General features: G+C 30.1%; 15 protein-coding genes. 12 read left to right on the forward strand and 3 right to left on the reverse strand.

The features are described 5' to 3' along the window. Position 1: 1 nt before the first annotated feature. The 5 genes from P161_RS0115970 to ribB all read left to right on the forward strand — a co-directional run bounded on the left by P161_RS0115970 (position 2) and on the right by ribB (position 6,253). Complete coding sequence (locus tag P161_RS0115970) at positions 2-382, forward strand: diacylglycerol kinase family protein (RefSeq protein ID WP_026777899.1); 381 nt, start codon at positions 2-4, stop codon at positions 380-382. Between the two features lie 44 nt (positions 383-426). Next, on the forward strand, positions 427-2,892 hold the full coding sequence (locus tag P161_RS0115975) for a DNA translocase FtsK (protein ID WP_026777900.1): 2,466 nt from the start codon (positions 427-429) through the stop codon (positions 2,890-2,892). Positions 2,893-2,930: 38 nt separating this feature from the next. Continuing rightward, positions 2,931-3,587: an outer membrane lipoprotein carrier protein LolA gene (locus P161_RS0115980; protein ID WP_026777901.1), complete on the forward strand. Its 657-nt coding sequence runs from the start codon at positions 2,931-2,933 to the stop codon at positions 3,585-3,587. A gap of 72 nt (positions 3,588-3,659) precedes the next feature. Continuing rightward, positions 3,660-5,111: an LptF/LptG family permease gene (locus P161_RS0115985; protein ID WP_026777902.1), complete on the forward strand. Its 1,452-nt coding sequence runs from the start codon at positions 3,660-3,662 to the stop codon at positions 5,109-5,111. Beyond that, complete coding sequence (gene ribB, locus P161_RS0115990) at positions 5,108-6,253, forward strand: 3,4-dihydroxy-2-butanone-4-phosphate synthase (RefSeq protein WP_026777903.1); 1,146 nt, start codon at positions 5,108-5,110, stop codon at positions 6,251-6,253. Before P161_RS0115985 ends, ribB begins: the two co-directional genes overlap by 4 nt. 405 nt (positions 6,254-6,658) lie before the next feature. Here the strand turns inward: ribB and pepE are convergent, their stop codons facing one another. After that, entirely contained in the window at positions 6,659-7,354 is a 696-nt protein-coding gene (gene pepE, locus P161_RS0115995; protein WP_026777904.1) for a dipeptidase PepE, read from the reverse strand. 106 nt (positions 7,355-7,460) lie between these two features. Here pepE and P161_RS0116000 point away from each other — a divergent pair, with 106 nt between their 5' ends. From P161_RS0116000 to P161_RS0116030, 7 genes are all read left to right on the forward strand, one after another. Then, positions 7,461-8,006: a lipocalin family protein gene (locus P161_RS0116000; RefSeq protein ID WP_026777905.1), complete on the forward strand. Its 546-nt coding sequence runs from the start codon at positions 7,461-7,463 to the stop codon at positions 8,004-8,006. 117 nt (positions 8,007-8,123) lie between these two features. Next, positions 8,124-8,894, forward strand: coding sequence for a hypothetical protein (locus P161_RS0116005; protein WP_026777906.1), 771 nt, complete (start codon positions 8,124-8,126; stop codon positions 8,892-8,894). An 80-nt stretch (positions 8,895-8,974) separates the two neighbouring features. Then, complete coding sequence (locus P161_RS0116010) at positions 8,975-9,781, forward strand: hypothetical protein (protein ID WP_026777907.1); 807 nt, start codon at positions 8,975-8,977, stop codon at positions 9,779-9,781. Further along, the gene (locus P161_RS0116015; RefSeq protein ID WP_026777908.1) at positions 9,778-10,539 is read left to right on the forward strand and encodes a hypothetical protein; all 762 of its coding nucleotides are present in this window, start codon (positions 9,778-9,780) and stop codon (positions 10,537-10,539) included. The genes P161_RS0116010 and P161_RS0116015 overlap by 4 nt, the downstream gene beginning before the upstream one ends. 30 nt (positions 10,540-10,569) lie before the next feature. Beyond that, complete coding sequence (locus P161_RS0116020; RefSeq protein ID WP_026777909.1) at positions 10,570-11,067, forward strand: DUF6702 family protein; 498 nt, start codon at positions 10,570-10,572, stop codon at positions 11,065-11,067. A gap of 29 nt (positions 11,068-11,096) precedes the next feature. Further along, positions 11,097-13,208 carry a M1 family metallopeptidase gene (locus tag P161_RS0116025; protein WP_026777910.1) on the forward strand — a complete coding sequence of 704 codons (2,112 nt, stop codon included), beginning with the start codon at positions 11,097-11,099 and terminating at the stop codon, positions 13,206-13,208. A 185-nt stretch (positions 13,209-13,393) separates the two neighbouring features. Next, entirely contained in the window at positions 13,394-15,595 is a 2,202-nt protein-coding gene (locus tag P161_RS0116030; protein WP_026777911.1) for a M1 family metallopeptidase, read from the forward strand. A 461-nt stretch (positions 15,596-16,056) separates the two neighbouring features. Here P161_RS0116030 and P161_RS0116035 read toward each other — a convergent pair whose 3' ends face one another. Together P161_RS0116035 and guaB are read right to left on the reverse strand one after the other, a co-directional pair. Next, positions 16,057-16,938 (reverse strand): hypothetical protein, encoded by an 882-nt coding sequence (locus P161_RS0116035; protein ID WP_026777912.1) that lies wholly within the window; start codon positions 16,936-16,938, stop codon positions 16,057-16,059. 35 nt (positions 16,939-16,973) lie between these two features. Beyond that, positions 16,974-18,449, reverse strand: a complete 1,476-nt coding sequence (gene guaB, locus P161_RS0116040) for an IMP dehydrogenase (protein ID WP_026777913.1) — start codon at positions 18,447-18,449, stop codon at positions 16,974-16,976. Between the last annotated feature and the right edge of the window lie 222 nt (positions 18,450-18,671).

An 18,671-nucleotide genomic window follows, 5' to 3' on the forward strand; every position in this document is an offset into this window, starting at 1 on the left:
AATGAAAAATCCTAATGATGGTTTTTTAAGAGGTAGAGTTAGAAGTTTAAAATTTGCCTTTAAAGGTTTATGGATTTTAATGACTACTGAAGACAGTATTAAAGCACAATTATTTTTCGCTTTAATTGCAACTATCTTAGGGTTCGTTTTTAATATTTCTGAAATGGAATGGGCTGTACAATGTTTAGCAATTGGTTTAGTTTTAGTTGCTGAAGCTGCAAATTCTGCTATCGAAGAAGTTGCCGATTTTATTCATCCAGAATTCCACGTAAAAATAGGATTAATTAAAGATATTGCTGCAGGTGCACCAACATTTGCAGCTTTAATCTCTTTAATTATTGCTGGTATTATTTATGTTCCAAAAATTTCTTTGTTGTTGTAAGCAAAAATGTATCTTTACCCTCTAAAAATTTACTTTTATTTTTAATGGCCAAAAAGAAGCAAATCTTAAAAAAACCAACAGTTAACAAAGAAATTAAAGCGGATAAAAAAAATAGTTTTTTTTCTTATTTTAAAACAAGACAAGCACAAACCATTTTTGGTTTTTTCTTGATGTTATTCGCATTTTTTTTGGGCATTGCCTTTATTTCCTTTTTTTTTAATTGGCAAGAAGACCAAAGTACTTTAAATTATTTAACAGATAAATCTGTAAAAAGCAGTAATTTATTAGGTAAGATTGGTGCCAATTTAAGTCACTTTTTTATTTACGATGGTTTTGGTTTAGCAGCTTTTATAATTGCTTTTCAAATTTTTATGTCAGGATTTTATATTTTGATAAAACAAAAATTCTCGAAAGTTATTATTTCTTGGAATTGGAGCTTAGTAGCCATGCTTTGGATTTCTGTAACGCTTGGTTTTTTACATCAAAAATATGCACTTTTATCTGGGGTTATTGGTTTTGAAATTAATGAATATTTACAAACTTTTATTGGTAAAACTGGCTTAACAATTGTTTTAATCTTTTTATTCTTAACCTATTTAATTGTTCGTTATAAAGTTAATATTGATGCTTTTATTGAAAAAATGAAGCAAAAAAGAATTGAAAGAACAGAAAGACAAGCTTTAGAAAAAGAAGAAATATCAATAGAAAAAGAATCTAATAAAATTGATACAAAAGAAAAGGTAAAAGAAGTTGTTGCTGATACAAAAACTAAAAAATCGGAATTTGAATTAAGTGTAGATAATTTAAAACCTACAATTTCTAAACATTCTGATGTTAAAACTGCTAAAGAAAAACTTACCTTATTAATTGAAGAAAAACCTGCAACAGAAATTCAAGTAGAGGAAACTGTTGGAGATATGAATGATGTTGGAATAGACATTGCTATTGCAAGAGAAGAAGAATCATCTACAGAAAATTTATCAGATAAAATATTACAAGATTTTGGTGAGTTTGATCCTACTTTAGAATTATCTAATTTTAAGTTCCCAACTTTTAATTTACTGAAACAATATAATGAGAGTATTTCTATTGATCCTGAGGAATTAGAAGCCAATAAAGACAGAATTGTAGATACTTTAAAAAATTATAAAATTGGAATTGCAGAAATAAAAGCGACTGTTGGACCAACAATTACCTTATATGAAATTGTACCAGAAGCTGGAATTAGAATCTCAAAAATTAAAAACTTAGAAGATGATATTGCCTTGTCTTTATCAGCTTTAGGAATTAGAATTATTGCTCCAATTCCTGGAAAAGGAACGATTGGTATTGAAGTTCCAAACAAAAAATCGACTATTGTTTCTATGCATTCTGTAATAACCTCAAAGAGATTCCAAGAATCTCATATGGAATTACCAATTGCATTAGGTAAAACAATTAGTAACGAAACATTTGTGGTAGATTTAGCAAAAATGCCTCACCTTTTAATGGCAGGAGCAACTGGTCAAGGAAAATCGGTGGGTTTAAATGCAGTTTTAACATCACTCTTATATAAAAAACACCCAGCAGAAGTTAAGTTTATTTTGGTAGATCCAAAGAAAGTAGAACTTACTTTATTCAACAAAATTGAGCGTCATTATTTGGCAAAATTACCAGATGTTGAAGAAGCAATTATTACAGACACTACCAAAGTTGTACATACGTTAAATTCGCTTTGTATTGAAATGGATAATCGTTACGATTTGCTAAAAGCAGCCATGGTTCGTAACATTAAAGAATACAATGCGAAATTTAAACAACGAAAATTAAATCCTAATGAAGGGCATCAATTTTTACCTTATATTGTTTTGGTAATTGATGAATTTGCAGATTTAATTATGACTGCTGGTAAAGAAGTAGAAACGCCAATTGCACGTTTAGCACAGTTGGCAAGAGCTATTGGAATTCATTTAATTGTAGCAACACAAAGACCTTCTGTAAACGTAATTACTGGTATTATAAAAGCGAACTTTCCAGCAAGAATTGCATTTAGAGTAACTTCTAAAATAGATTCTAGAACCATTTTAGATGCTGGTGGAGCAGATCAATTAATTGGACGTGGAGATTTATTATATACAGCAGGAAACACATTAAGCAGAATACAATGTGCTTTTGTAGATACTCCTGAAGTAGAGAAAATAACCGATTTTATTGGTTCTCAAAAAGCATATGCTGATGCTTATTTATTGCCAGAATATGTAGATGATGAAAGTGGCACAAGTATTGATATTGATATTGAAGATAGAGATAAGTTATTTAAAGATGCAGCAGAAATTATTGTAACTGCGCAACAAGGTTCAGCTTCTTTATTACAAAGAAAATTAAAATTAGGCTACAATAGAGCTGGTAGATTAATTGACCAGTTAGAGGCTGCTGGCATTGTTGGCGGTTTTGAGGGCAGTAAAGCAAGACAAGTTTTAGTACCCGATTTTGTGGCTTTAGAACAATTATTAGAAAACGAAAAGAATTAAACAAATACTTTTATTTAAAAAAAGGAAATTAGAGAAATATGAAAAAAATAACAATTTTATTTTTAAGTTTATTTTTAACAACCATTACATTTTCACAAAACTCAGCAAAAGCAAAATCTTTGTTGGACGAAGTTTCTGCAAAAATGAGTGCTTATAACAATATGTACTTAGGTTTTAGCCAAACATTAAGCAACAAAGAAGCTGGCATAAAAGAAGGTGATGAACCACCAATTAGAGGAGAAATTAATTTGCAAGGAGAAAAATATAACTTAAATTATTTAGGGAATAATTTTATTTACGATGGTAAAAACTTGTATGTAATTAATAACGAAGAAAAAGAAATTTCCATTACTTCTGGAGATATGAGTGGAGATGATGGTTTTATTTATCCATCAAAATTATTAACTTTTTACAAAGAAGGCTATAATTTTGAAATGGGAAAATTAGAGAACATTAATGGAAGAAACATTCAGTTTGTAACTTTAAACCCTATAGATAGCGATTCTGATATTGTAAAAGTAGAATTAGGTATTGATGCAAAAACAAAGCACATTTACAAGTTGATTCAAACAGGTTCTAATGGAGCAAAAACAAGTTTTGTAATTACTACTTTTAAAAGCAATCAACCTTTATCAAATAACTTTTTTACGTTTGATAGACAAAAATATGTAAGTCAAAAATACACCATTGATTAATTATAAATATTATTTCAATTAACAATAAATTAGTAGCATCTTATCTTTTAAGATGCTACTTTTGTTTTTTTTATGAAAATATTAGATAAATACATTTTAAAGAGCTTTTTAGTTCCTTTTGTAGCTACATTTTTAATTGTACTATTTGTATTGGTAATGCAAACTTTATGGCAAGCTTTCGAGAATATTGCTGGTAAAGGAATTAGCGTTATTTTTATACTAAAATTTTTATATTACACTACTTTAATGATTATTCCACAAGCATTGCCAATTGGCGTGCTTTTGTCATCTATAATGGCATTGGGTAATTTAGGCGAGAATTATGAGTTTGCAGCTGCAAAATCTGCAGGAATTTCTTTACAAAGATTGGTAAGGCCAATCGCATTTTTAGCTATTGCCTTAAGTGGAATAAACTTCTTATTCCTAAATAATATTTTTCCGTATGCAAATTTAAAACAGAAAAATTTGTACTTGAATATCAAAAAGAAAAAACCAGCTATGGCTTTAGTTGCTGGTAGTTTTAATGCGGATATTCCCGGATTTCAAATTAAATTCGATGAAAAATATGGGGAAGATGAAAATCTTTTAAAGAACGTATTAATTTACGATTTAAAAGGCAACAAAGGAAATCAAAAAGTAATTACTGCAGAAAGGGGAAAAATAGTTACAGAAGAAGGAAGTAGATATATGACCTTTATTTTATACGATGGTAATTATTATGAAGAACACGTAAAATCTGCAAGGACGCTTGCAAAAAGGCAAAAAATGGCAGCCTCAAATGCTACTTTTAAAGAATATGAATTTAATATTGATATTGGTGATGCTCTAGACCAAGGAACCTTAGATACTATAGTTTCTTCTACAAGTGCAATGATGCTAACTTTACAACAAATTAAAGACACCATTCCTGAGTTAAAAAGAAGTTATGACGAAACCTTAGAGCTTCGTGCAAAAAATATTTACACAACTATACAGGCAAAAGAATTATATCAATATCCAGACTCTTTAAAAAAAGAAGATTTAGAACCAATTATCATCGATAATTTTGAAGTTCAAGAAAAAATTACAATCCTAAATGCAGCAATTACAAAAGCAAGTAGACTCAGTAATACCTTAAAAAATACCACAGTTCAAATAAAATATTCGCGCAAAGTACTTAACTTTTTCGATACAGAATATTACAACAGAATGGCATTTTCACTTTCTTGTATTATTTTGTTTTTTATTGGTGCTCCTTTAGGCTCTATCATTAGAAAAGGTGGTTTTGGTTTGCCCATGATTTTAGCAATTGCTGTGTATGTAATTTACTTTTTTGCAAATACTTTTGGTAAAAACTTGGCAGAAGAAAGTTCCATATCATCATTTTTAGGCTCTTGGATTTCTGCAATTATCATGGTTCCTGTCGCAATTTTATTAACAAGAAGAGCCACAAAAGATAAAGGAATATTTAACATAGATTCCTTTTTACAACCTATTACAAAATTTTTTAAAAAAATATTCTCCAAAAAAACGGAAAAAATATGACCACGCAAACACTTCATAAAAGTACACAATTAAACACCATAGAAGATGCTATTAACGACATTAGAAATGGCAAAGTTATTATTGTTGTTGATGATGAAAACCGTGAAAATGAAGGTGACTTTTTAGCAGCCGCAGAAAAAGCAACGCCAGAAATGATTAATTTTATGGCAACTCATGGTAGAGGATTAATTTGTGCGCCTTTAACAGAAAAACGTTGTAAAGAATTGGAGTTAGGAATGATGGTTAGCAACAACACAGACCCAATGGAAACTGCTTTTACGGTTTCTATAGATTTACGTGGAAAAGGTGTTACTACAGGAATTTCTGCATCAGACAGAGCTTTAACAATACAAGCTTTAATTCAAGAAGATACAAAACCTTTCGATTTGGCAAGACCAGGACATATTTTTCCTTTAAAAGCTAAAGAAGGTGGTGTTTTAAGAAGAACAGGACACACAGAAGCTGCCATAGATTTTGCAAGATTAGCGGGTTTACAACCAGCTGGAGTTATTGTAGAAATTATGAATGAGGATGGAACTATGGCACGTTTACCACAACTTTTAAAAGTGGCTAAAAAGTTTGATATTAAAATTGTTTCTATTGAAGATTTGGTGGCTTATAGAATGGAACACGATTCTTTAATCGATAAAAAAGAAGATTTTGAAATTGATACCCGTTTTGGAAAATTTAGACTAAGAGCATATCAACAAACCACAAACGATCAAGTTCATATTGCCTTAACCAAAGGAACTTGGACTAATGAAGAAGGTGTTTTAACAAGAATAAACTCAACATTAGTAAATAATGATATTCTAGGAACGTTAACCAACAATCCTGATAAAAAACTAGATAAAATGTTTAAGGTTGTGAATGACGAAGGAAAAGGTGCCATTTTATTTATCAATCAAAAAAATGAATCTAAAAACTTATTGAGTAGATTGAACATTTTAAAAGAAAATCAGAAAAAAGGAGAAACAAAAGCGCCTGCAATTGGTATGGATCAAAGAGATTTTGGAATTGGTGCGCAAATTCTACACGATCTAAACATCAGCAAATTAAAATTGGTAACAAATACACAACAAACAAAACGTGTTGGTATGATTGGTTATGGATTAGAAATTGTGGATTATGTTCAGTATTGATTCAAGGTTTAATATTCAAGATTCAAACACAGATTTAGTGAAAATTCTTGTGAAATAAAGTTGACACGAATTTCACGGATTTTCACTGATAATTAACGTTAGAATTTCTTGTTTTTTCTTTGCGGACTTTGCGTTTAGTTTTAGACATGAATTACACAAATTTCACTAAAACTCTTGCTCAATAAAGTTGACACGGATTTCACGGATTTTCACTGATGATTGAGGTTAAAATTTTCTTGATTTTTTCTTTGCTTTCTTTGCGAAAAAACTTGGCGGACTTTGCGTTTAATTTTTGACACAGAGAAACGCAGAGATTTGCACAGAGAATCACAGAGATTATAGTTTTACTCGGATTTTACAGTTTTAATAAAACAAATTAACGCAAAATTTTCCCCTTTTGAGGAATTAAAGGGGCATTCCTGTTTCTATTTCAACTGGCTTTTTATGCTGTTGAAACAACCTTGCTGTTAAATCACCTTTTAAAATAATTTCATCACCATTTACTTCTAGCCAACTTCCTTCACGCAAACCTAAAACATCCATAGTATTAAAAACATGAAACTCTTTTATTCGGGTTTCTCTGGTTTCACCTTTGTGTTTTGATCCTACAATTGGGTCTAAATAATGGGCATTGATGTTAAATGGAATACAACCCAAAGTTGTAAAACTTGGCGGATATACAATGGGCATATCATTGGTATTCATCATATTAATACCACAAATATTACTACCTGCACTTGTACCTAAATATGGTGTTCCGTTTTCTAAAACGTTTTTTAAGGTTAATAAAACATCGTTTTTATAGAGTTGATTTACCAACTCAAATGTATTTCCACCACCAGTAAAAATAGCCTCAGCTTTTAAAATGGCTTCTTTTGGGTTTTCAAATTCATGAATGCCAACAACATCAATCTTAATTTTAGCAAAAGCATTTTTGGCAATTTTAGTGTACTCAGTATAAGTAATTCCACTAGGTCTTGCATAAGGAATAAACAAAATGGTTTTTACATTCACAAAAAAAGATTGTAATGTTGGTAATAAATATTCTAAATATCCACTTCCGTAAATTGTTGAAGTACTTGCTACTAACAGTTTTTTCATTTTGCAAAGTTACTATTTATGAATTCATTTAAAAGTAGTATTTTTGTAAAAATAATTGAGTTTTTAATCCTTAATTAAACAAAAAATTCAATTTTAAACAAAAATTATGAAAACAAAAATTTTAATTGCAACTGTACTAATTTCTTTTTTATATTCTTGTAGCGTAAATAACTCCTCAGATGTTGTTGTTCCTGCTCCAGATTTAGTGGGAACTTGGAATTTAACAAGTGTTACTATGGATAATGCTGTTTTGAGTGTAACAAGTCCTGTAATTACAACTTTAACAGGTGAAGGATTTGGTAAAAATTTAAATGCAAGCATGACTTTTACTGAAAACCCAAATAATGTAGTAATTGATGGCAACTTTGTGTTTCAATTAACCTACAAAGATGCTAATAGCCAAGAATCTACTGAAGATCTTCTTTTAGACAATCTATTTTTTAACGATACTTTTGGTTTTTTATCTAGTTCTTGGACTTTGAACGATAATATTTTAACCTTAAATGAAGGTGGAGAACAATTAAATATTAACGTAATATCTTACATTGGTAATGTAATTACAATTGAAACAGACGTAAATAAAGCAATTACTGTAGATAATGTAACATCTACTGTTACAGGAAAAGCGCTGTTAACAATAGAGAAACAGTAAAACATCTAGAAATTATTCTTAAAAGCATCATAAATTTTATGATGCTTTTTTCGTTTAACAAAAGTTTACAATTGTATTAGTATATTTTTAAGAAGTAGTTCTCCTTTCTTTGTAAGTATGAGAAATCAACCACTACTCTACTTACTACTTTTTTGTACATTTAGTTATGCACAAAAATCAAATCAAATAACTACAGGACAAGTTTTTTTTGACAAAGAACCTGTTGCTGATGTTCATATTGTAAATAAAAAATCCAATAATGGAACTATTTCTAATGATTTTGGTTTGTATGAAATTTCTGTTTCAATTGGCGATGTTTTAGAATTTTCTCATCTGAATTTTATGACGGAAAATATTGTAGTTACCAAAGAAATTTTAGCACAAGAAATTTATAAAATTACTCTAAAATTAAAAACGTACGAATTAGAAGAAATTATTATCGAAAAACAAAAGGGAATTTTTTATGTAGATCCAGAAATAATGACTGGTCCAATTGTAAACGCTCAAACCTTAAATTTACCTTATGCCAAATCAAAAGCAAAAAAAGATGACAATATTGTAAAAATGAGTTCTGGAGCTGTTGTTAGTTTGGATAATTTAATTGGTGCTTTAAATGGGGATAACAGACGTAAAAAAATACTTAAAAAAATTAGTACTGAAGATAAAGTAATATCCAAAATAAGAAAATATTACACAGATGATTTTTTTATTACTGACTTAAAAATTAAGCAAGAAAACATCAATCCTTTTTTAAATTATTGTTTTAAAAAGAATATTATTACATATTATAATGAAAAAGACTTGTTGAAATTAACATCAATTTTAATGACAGAAAGTAAAAGTTTTCCTCAAGACAAAACCGAAATCACATGGCTTCAAAAAAATTAATGATTTTAACATAAGTTTAAAAGCTGTTTTACAAAATCTTATAGAAAAAAAAGCGAAATTTGTTAGAACTAACTTAGGCTATGATCAAAAAACTACTATTTTTTATATTTCTTTTTTCGATATCAATCCATGTTTTTTCTCAAGAAAAAAGACAATTAATTCGAGGAAAAGTACAAGATTCTATTGGTATTGTTAAAAATGCGAACATCATCAACCTAAAAACAAAACAAGGTACTTTTTCTAGTGATGAGGGTTTCTATAGAATATTTGTTTCTAAAGGCGATACTTTAAGTTTTTCTTCTGTGCAACATTTGCCAAAAAAAATAGTTATAACAGAAAAGATTTTAGAACAAAATGGCACCAATGTTTTGCTAAAATCAAACATTTATGAGTTAGATGAGTTCGATTTAAAAAGACATAATTTAATGGGCAGACTGGGTATAGATTCTAAAGATGTGCCTAGAGATGTGCAAGATTCTTTATTAAGAAACGTTATGGATTTTTCGAATGTTAATTTTGCTGAAAAGGATTTTTCAATTGATGAAATTGAAAAAGTAAGACCACCAATTGTAAACACAATGGCTGGCTCCATACCTATGGCTGGTGCAGGTGCAACTGCTGTAATTCCTTTTCAAGGTTCAGCTAAATTATGGGCTTTAAGAAAAAAATTGGCACAAAAAAAAGCGTTTCCTTATAAAATATTATCTGAATTAGGAGAAAAATTTTTCTTTGATGATTTAAAAATTCCTGTAGATAGATATTTTCACTTTTTAGAATATTGCAATCCTTTAGGAATTGAAAATTTACATAAAGAAGGACGACAATTAGAAGTCATTAAAATTTTAAGAGCAGAAAGCGAACCTTATTTGAAGCTTATAGAAGAGTGAAAAAAATAACTTTCCTTTTTTTTATAATCACAATTAGTTCTTTTAGCCAAAAAACAAAACCAATTTACGGCACAGTTGTAGATTCTTTAGGTGTTGTAAATGATGCCAATATTTATAATAAAAACTCCAAAATTGGTACAAATTCTACGCAAAAAGGCGATTTTAAAATCTATTGTAAATTAGGGGATACCTTAGTTTTTAGCTCTGTTCAACATCAAACAAAAGAATATATTGTTAACCAAGGCAGTTTTGTAAGTTTCAATTTTAAAATTTATTTAGCTTTAAAAACCTATGAATTAGATGAATTTGAACTTAAAAAACATAACCTTTCAGGAGTTTTAGCTTTGGATGTATCTCAAGTAAAAGAAAATGAAAACGAGATTAGTGCAGTTTCACTTGGCTTGCCAAATGCTGGCATTCCTAAATTAAAGCCTATTGATAGAAAAATTTATACGGCCAGCACAAGCAATGGAATGATTCCTTTAGATTTGATTTTAAATACCCTTAATGGCACTATAAAAAGGTTAAAAAATCAAAAGAAAATTATTGAAGATAATGAAGATGTAGCAGAACTTTACAGCGAATATAAATTTAATTTAGGTGCAGATTTTAAAATTGCTAAAGAAGATGAATACAGATTTTTATATTATTGCAGAAGCGATTCTTCTTTTATTGCTGAACGTTCAAAAACCAAATTTGAGTTTATAAACTTCTTAAAATTGAAAGCAAAAGAGTTCAATCAGCTAAAAAATGATTAATTTGGCTCAATAATTGATTTTTATCTTTTCATGAAAACAAAACACACTTTATTAATACTTTTTATCATTCCACTTTTATCGTTTACAACGCACAAATATTATTTGAGTTTAACACAACTTACCTATAAAAGCGAGTCAAAATCAATACAAATTATTATGAACGTTTTTATGGATGATATTGAGCTCGCTTTGAATAAAGATAATGATATCGATTTGCAATTAACTACCAAAAAAGAACTAAAAAATAATGATGTTTATTTTGAAAATTACTTAAAAGAAAAACTCCTTTTTAAAGTGGATGGAAAAGCAAAAAACTTTAATTATATTGGCAAAGAATATGAAGGAGATCTAGTTTATTTTTATCTCGAAATAGAAAATATTAACCAATTAGAAACCATACATGTTACTAATAACATTTTAACAAAGCATTTTCCTGAACAACAAAATTTAGTAAAATCGAAAGTCGGTAAAAAAAATAAAAGTGTTTTACTTACTAAAGATGAAAATACGACTACTCTAAAATTTTAATTAAAAACCAACTATTAAACACACCATTTATGAAAAAACTCAGTTTTTTATTTTTTTCCTTTTTATTTGTAGCCACTTCTTATGGGCAGATTACAAAACAAGGGCACACAAATCAAAATAAATTTAGGAAGTTAAAACAAGAATTACCAACGCCTAATTTAGAGAGAACAGCTTCTGGAGCACCAGGAACAGCCTATACCCAACAGAAGGTAGATTATAGTATGGACATCATTTTAGATGATGAAAACACCAAAATTACAGGTGCAGAAACCATTACATATCACAATAATTCTAAAGATGATTTAGCGTATTTATGGGTTCAGTTAGATCAGAATATGAGAGCTAAAGATTCTAAAACTCCAGATATTTCCCCAAACTCGATTCCAGATAAATTAAGCAAAAGCAGGTTTGAAAAAAATTATGTAGAGGAAGCATTTGATGGTGGATTTAACATAATGAGCGTTACCAATATGGATGGTTCTAAACTTTCCTATACCATTAACCAAACCATGATGCGTATTAATTTACCAAATCCTTTAACATCTGGAGCAACCTTTAAATTTAATATTGAATGGTGGTATAACATCAACAATCATAGAACTGATGGAGGAAGATCTGGTTATGAGCATTTTCCTGAAGATGGTAATAACAATTATGTAATTGCACAATTCTACCCAAGAATGTGTGCTTATGATAATGTAGAAGGTTGGCAAAATGACCAGTTTTGGGGGCGAAGTGAATTCGCACTAGAATTTGGAGATTTTACAGTAAATATTACAGTTCCTGAAGACCACATGTTAGGAGCAACAGGAGTTTTACAAAACCCAAAAGATGTTTTCTCTAAAAAAGAATTAAAAAGAAGAGAAGAAGCAAGCAAAAGTTTTGACGAGCCTGTAATTATTAGAACACAAGAAGAAGCAGAAAAGATTGAAAAATCAAAAGCTACAAAAACTAAAACTTGGAAATTTATTGCAGAAAATGTGCGTGATTACGCTTTTGCAACGTCAAGAAAATTTATTTTTGATGCAATGGCTGTAAATATAAATGGTAGAACAGTAATGGCAGAATCTTTATACTCTAAAGAAGCAAATCCTTTATATGGAGACCATTCTACAAGAGCTGTTGCACAAACTTTAGAAACCTATTCTCGATACACGTTTGATTATCCTTACCACAAAGCAATTTCTGTAGATGGACAAATGGGTATGGAATATCCACAAATTTGCTTTAATCCTGGAAGACCAGATTTAGAAGATGGTGGTTATTCTGATAGAATGAAATACAGAATGGTTAAAGTTACAATTCATGAAGTTGGGCATAATTTTTTCCCAATGATTGTAAATTCTGATGAAAGACAATGGACTTGGATGGATGAAGGTTTAAACTCATATATGGAAATGTTAGCGGAATTAGATTATGATAAAGACTTCCCTATTGTTAGAGGATATCCTAAAAATATTGTAAAATATATGGCTGGAGATCAATCTAAAATTGCGCCAATTATGAGCAAAGGAGATAATGTCTATGAATTTGGAAACAATGCGTATGGAAAACCTGCAACTGCTCTTTGGATTTTAAGAGAAACTATTATGGGTAAAGAATTATTTGACCACGCTTTTAAGACATATTCTCAAAGATGGATGTTTAAGCGTCCTTCTCCAGCAGATTTTTTTAGAACCATGGAAGATGCTTCTGGTGTTGATTTAGATTGGTTTTGGAGAGGTTGGTTTTACACCACTGATGTTACAGATATTGGAGTTAAATCAGTAAAAAAATTCAGCACAAAAGAAGTTGAAGATGCTGTTGAGTTTGTAGAAGATGCTTCAGAAGGTTTAGGATTTGCCAACAATCAAAGCAAATATCATTATGAAATTACCTACGAAAAACCAGGAGGTTTGGTAATGCCAATTATTGTTGAATTTACGTATAATGATGGTTCTAAAGAAAGAAAAACATATCCTGCTCAAATTTGGAGATATACAGATGATGAAGTCACCAAAGTATTTTCATCAACAAAACAAATAGCAAGCATTATGATTGATCCAGATTTAGAAACTGCAGATGTAGACACATCTAATAACAGTTTTCCAAGACAAAATGCTGATAAATTTGATCAGTTTAAAGAAAAAGTAAAACAGTAAAAAAGTAGGCAGTTTGCAATATATAAGAAGCAATAATTCTTTTTATTTCAAACTGCTAGTTACTAAAGACTGAAGACTGTTGACTCTGGACTAAAAAAAGATAAAGGTTTGTTAAAATTTTAACAAACCTTTATCTTTTTGGTTACTTATTGTAAATTTAGCCCAAATAAATTCAAACAAAACAAATGAAAAAAATCTATTTATTAGTATTTTCTTTATTCTTTGTAGCAACAGCAACCTTTGCTCAAGAACAAAAGGAAGAAAAGAAAACACAACAAGGACACACAGATCAAAACAAATTCAGACAAATGAAGGACGTTTTGGCTACTCCAAACGATCAGCATACAGCTTCTGGTGCTCCAGGTCATCAATACACCCAACAAAAAGTGGATTATGTAATGGATATTCGTTTAGATGAAAGTGAAAATAAAATATATGGTGATGAAAAAATTACATATCATAACAATTCTAAAGATGTTTTAGAATATTTATGGGTGCAATTAGATCAAAACATGAGAGCAGACGATTCTCAAACTCCTTTAGCAAAATCTAATGGAGCAGCTGCTTTTATTACTCCAGAAAACTTTAAAAGTACCTTTATGAAAGAAGGGAAAGGTTTTGGTTTTAACATCGAAAAAGTTGAAACTGATGGTAAGCCTTTATCACACTTAATCAACAGAACAATGATGCGTATTAATTTACCAAAAGCATTGGCTCCTGGAGATAAATTTGATTTCAGAATTAAATGGAATTATAAAATAAACGATATTAATAAAGATGGTGGACGTTCAGGTTTAGAATCTTTTGAAGATGGAAATAACAATTATACAATTGCTCAGTTTTTTCCAAGATTAGCGGTTTATAATAATGTAGAAGGATGGCAAAATATGCAATTCTGGGGCAGATCTGAATTTGCTTTAGAATTTGGAGATTATGAAGTAAACTTAACTGTACCTGCAGATCATATTGTAGAAGCTACTGGTTCTTTACAAAATGAAAAAGATGTGTTAACAAAAACACAACGTAATCGTTTTGAAAAAGCAAGAAAAAGTTTCGATAATCCTGTAGTTATTGTTACACAAGAAGAAGCAGAAAAAACTGAAAAAGGACGTGCAACTGGCACAAAAACTTGGAAATTTAAAGCTGAAAAAGTTAGAGACTTTGCTTTTGCAACTTCAAGAAAATATATCTGGGATGCAATGGCTGTAAATATTAATGGAAAAACTGTAATGGCTACTTCATTATATCCTAAAGAAGGAAATCCTTTATGGGAAGAGCACTCTACAAGAGCTGTTGCAACAACTTTAATTGAGTATTCTAAATTAACATTCGATTATCCTTATCCTAAAGCTGTTTCTGTACATTCAGAAAGACAAGGAATGGAATACCCAATGATTTGTTTCAACTTTGGTCGTCCAAATCCTGATGGAACCTATTCTGACAGAACAAAAAAAGGAATGATTGGTGTAATTATTCACGAAGTTGGTCATAACTTTTTCCCAATGATTGTAAATTCTGATGAAAGACAATGGACTTGGATGGATGAAGGTTTAAACTCTTTTGTTGAAATTTTAGCAGAAGATGTGTATGATGCAGAATTATTCGCATCAAACCCAGCAAAAAATATTACACGTTATATGGGTGGAGATCAATCTAATATCTCTCCTATTATGTCTCAAGGAGATTATGTAAAACAATTCGGACCAAATGCATATTCTAAACCAGCTGCTGGTTTGTATATGTTGCGTAAAACAATTATGGGTCCAGAATTATTTGACCATGCTTTTAGAACCTATTCTCAAAGATGGATGTTTAAACACCCAACTCCAGAAGATTTCTTTAGATCTATGGAAGATGCTTCAGCAATGGATTTAGATTGGTTCTTTAGAGGTTGGTTTTATACAACTGATGTAACTGACATTGGTATTAAGGAAGTTAAGCCTTTATATTTAACTGATAAACCAAGTGAAAGAGTTACAAAATTAAAAGAGCAATACAAGCAGTATTTTGATAATTTAGGTGAGTTAGTGTACATTACAGATAATAAAGAAGATGCAAATGCAAATGCTATGGACAAATATGTTGATGGTGAAGAAGTTCCTTCTTTTATGTATTCTGTTGAATTTGAAAAGCCAGGAGGTTTGGTAATGCCATTGATTGTTGAATTAACCTATGCTGATGGTACAAAATCGAAACAAACATTCCCTGCTCAAATTTGGATGCAAGATGATGCAACTGTAAGAAGAGTATTTTCTTCTACACAAGAAATCACAAAAATTACTGTAGATCCAGATATGGAAACTGCAGATGTTGATACTTCTAACAACAGTTGGCCAAAACCAGAAACTGATAAGTTTGATCAATTTAAAGAAAAAGTAAAAGAATAAGTTTTTAGTTTTTCTGATAAAAGAAAACCTCACAATTATGTATGTAATTGTGAGGTTTTTTTTGGTTTTAAGTTATGATATTATTTAAGTTTTAAACCTAATTGAAAATGAAAACCATTACAATTAGTTTTAGCTTTTAGACCTTTTGAGAGAAATCACACAGAGTTGGAACGTTTTTTGTTAGCAAGTTTATGAGACTTCTCTTAAAATTAAAGTGACACTATTGTGAGTAAAAAAAACTAAAAATTTCCATCCAGTTTTGTCCTCGAATTACGTAACTTTTACAATTTCGACCCTTTGGGAGAAATCACACAGAGTTAGAAAGTTTTGTGTTATCAAACTTATGAGACTTCTCTTAAAATTAAAGCGACTCTGTTGTGAAGAAAAACAAAAAATTTCATATGATTTCGTGTTTTCAATCTTTTTGGAAAAACCACTATAAAATATAATTACAGTTTTAATTAATAAACACCAATTTCGTTAATCATTCCTGAAGTTGGGTTTTTCTGCTCTTTAATGTCATAATAAATAAACACGATAACAACTGTAGAAACTAAATACAAAATGAAATTAATCAAATAAGAAATACCTACTAAAGTTAAATAAATAGGATCTCCGAAAGAATTTAATAATTCAGAAGGGTCTTGACCTTCTAAGATGGTAGTCATATCAGCACCTTGATAGATACTTGCTGGTAAACCTGCGAAAAAACCAAGAATACCAATTAAGATTTGTATTACCAATAAAATTCCAAAAGTCTCCCACCAATGCCCTTTAATAAAACTGAAAGAATCACTTACAGCATCTAAAACACCATTATTTTTAAAAACTACCAAACAAATAGATAATGATAAAACTACTGCAAAATAAACACCTGGCAGAATACAAAATATCATTCCAAAACCAACAATAATTGCCACTAAAATAAACAAACCTATGTATGTCCAAAATTTATCTTGTGTTGTTTTTTGAACTTCATCATAATTAACAACACCTTTATTTGATATGTAAGATTTTATATAAGCTAGAGAAGACACAGTCATTAAAGCATAGGCGACTATATATGAACAAATAAATATTAAAAGTGGTAAGAAAATTTGAGAAAAATTTAAATCATTAAAACTACCATTTTCTTCAAAATCTGCTAATCTCACAAAGAAATCAGAAAACGTCATAAAAAAATAAATAACTGCACAAATAGCTATGATAACAGGAACTATTGATATTTTTATAATTGTTCCTAAAAATGGTTTCCATTCTACACTCAAAAACTTGATCGTATCAGAAATCATTGCTCCTAAATCTCTTGTTTTTTTAAAGTTGATAAAATTTTGGTCTTCCATTTCTAGTTTTTTATAAATATGTTGCAAATAATTAATTACCTTCTACTATAATTTGGCGCTTCTTTAGTAATGGCTACATCATGTGGATGACTTTCGTTAATACCGCTTGCTGTAATTCTTATAAATTGTCCTGTTTCTTTTAAAGTCTCAATATCTTTAGCTCCACAATAACCCATTCCTGCTCTTAAACCACCAACAAACTGATGAATACTTTCAAACAATTCTCCTTTATAAGGTACCCTACCAACAATTCCTTCAGGAACTAATTTTTTAATATCATCTTCTACATCTTGGAAGTATCTGTCTTTAGAACCATGTTTCATTGCTTCTACAGAACCCATTCCTCTATAAGATTTGAACTTTCTTCCTTCGTAAATAATCGTTTCTCCTGGAGATTCTTTAGTACCTGCTAAAAGCGATCCTAACATTACACAATCTGCACCTGCAGCAATTGCTTTAGGAATATCTCCTGTATAACGAATTCCACCATCTGCAATAACTGGAACTCCACTACCTTTAATAGCATGTGCTACTTCTAAAACCGCTGAAAATTGAGGATACCCAACTCCTGCAACAACTCTAGTTGTACAAATAGAACCTGGTCCAATTCCTACTTTTACAGCATCTGCACCAGCAGCAACTAAATATTGAGCAGCTTGTGCTGTTGCAATATTTCCAACAACAACATCTAATTCTGGAAACTTTTCTTTTACTAATTGCAATACTTTTACAACCCCTTCTGTATGACCATGAGCTGTATCAATAATTACAGCATCTACACCAGCATTTACTAAAGCTTCTGCTCTATCCACAGCATCTGGAGTTACACCCAAAGCTGCTGCAACTCTTAACCTACCAAAAGAATCTTTATTAGCAATTGGTTTTTGGGTAACTTTTGTGATGTCTCTAAACGTAATTAATCCTTTTAGCTTATAATCTTCATCAACAATTAAAAGTTTTTCTATTTTATAATTCTGAAGAATTTTTTCGGCATCATTTAAAGATGTACCAACATCTGCAGTCACTAAATTTTCACTGGTCATTACCTCAACAATAGGTCTGCTATTGTCATGTTCAAAACGTAAATCTCTGTTAGTAACAATTCCTTTTAGAGTTCCATGATCATCCACAATCGGAATTCCACCTATTCCATGCTCTTTCATAAATGCTTTTGCATCCAATACTTTTGCAGTTAAAGGCAATGTTACAGGATCTAGAATCATTCCACTTTCTGCACGTTTTACTTTTCTAACTTCTTGCGCTTGTTGCTCAATCGTCATGTTTTTGTGTAAAACACCAATACCACCTTCTCTAGCAATGGCAATTGCCAAAGCAGATTCTGTAACAGTATCCATAGCTGCAGAAGCTATAGGAACATTAATCGTGATATTTCTGGTAAATTTTGTTTGAATGCTTACTTCTCTTGGAAGTACTTGAGAAAAAGCTGGAACTAAAAGAACATCATCGTATGTAAGTCCTTCTCCTAAAATTTTGTTTGCGTGTGCTATCATGTTGCAATTAAGATATAATTGCGTACAAATTTACAATTTAAATTGATTGTATACTAATTTAATATGGGGGTTTATAAAAGCACCAAAGTATAATTTACTTGAATCGAAAAAAAATATTCGAAAGTTATATTCTGGAAACCAATATTTTATAAATTTAATATTTATTTATTCTAAATAAGCTTTGCAGATATGCAATGAGGTTGTATCTTTGCGCCTGTTTTA

Source organism: Polaribacter sp. Hel_I_88, from assembly GCF_000687935.1.
Lineage (GTDB): Bacteria > Bacteroidota > Bacteroidia > Flavobacteriales > Flavobacteriaceae > Polaribacter.

Coding starts and splice junctions, on each gene's coding strand:
- P161_RS0115970 (WP_026777899.1), top strand. CDS start 2: ATGAAAAATCCTAATGATGGTTTTTTAAGAGGTAGAGTTAGAAGTTTA.
- P161_RS0115975 (WP_026777900.1), top strand. CDS start 427: ATGGCCAAAAAGAAGCAAATCTTAAAAAAACCAACAGTTAACAAAGAA.
- P161_RS0115980 (WP_026777901.1), top strand. CDS start 2,931: ATGAAAAAAATAACAATTTTATTTTTAAGTTTATTTTTAACAACCATT.
- P161_RS0115985 (WP_026777902.1), top strand. CDS start 3,660: ATGAAAATATTAGATAAATACATTTTAAAGAGCTTTTTAGTTCCTTTT.
- ribB (WP_026777903.1), top strand. CDS start 5,108: ATGACCACGCAAACACTTCATAAAAGTACACAATTAAACACCATAGAA.
- pepE (WP_026777904.1), bottom strand. CDS start 7,354: ATGAAAAAACTGTTAGTAGCAAGTACTTCAACAATTTACGGAAGTGGA.
- P161_RS0116000 (WP_026777905.1), top strand. CDS start 7,461: ATGAAAACAAAAATTTTAATTGCAACTGTACTAATTTCTTTTTTATAT.
- P161_RS0116005 (WP_026777906.1), top strand. CDS start 8,124: ATGAGAAATCAACCACTACTCTACTTACTACTTTTTTGTACATTTAGT.
- P161_RS0116010 (WP_026777907.1), top strand. CDS start 8,975: ATGATCAAAAAACTACTATTTTTTATATTTCTTTTTTCGATATCAATC.
- P161_RS0116020 (WP_026777909.1), top strand. CDS start 10,570: ATGAAAACAAAACACACTTTATTAATACTTTTTATCATTCCACTTTTA.
- P161_RS0116025 (WP_026777910.1), top strand. CDS start 11,097: ATGAAAAAACTCAGTTTTTTATTTTTTTCCTTTTTATTTGTAGCCACT.
- P161_RS0116030 (WP_026777911.1), top strand. CDS start 13,394: ATGAAAAAAATCTATTTATTAGTATTTTCTTTATTCTTTGTAGCAACA.
- P161_RS0116035 (WP_026777912.1), bottom strand. CDS start 16,938: ATGGAAGACCAAAATTTTATCAACTTTAAAAAAACAAGAGATTTAGGA.
- guaB (WP_026777913.1), bottom strand. CDS start 18,449: ATGATAGCACACGCAAACAAAATTTTAGGAGAAGGACTTACATACGAT.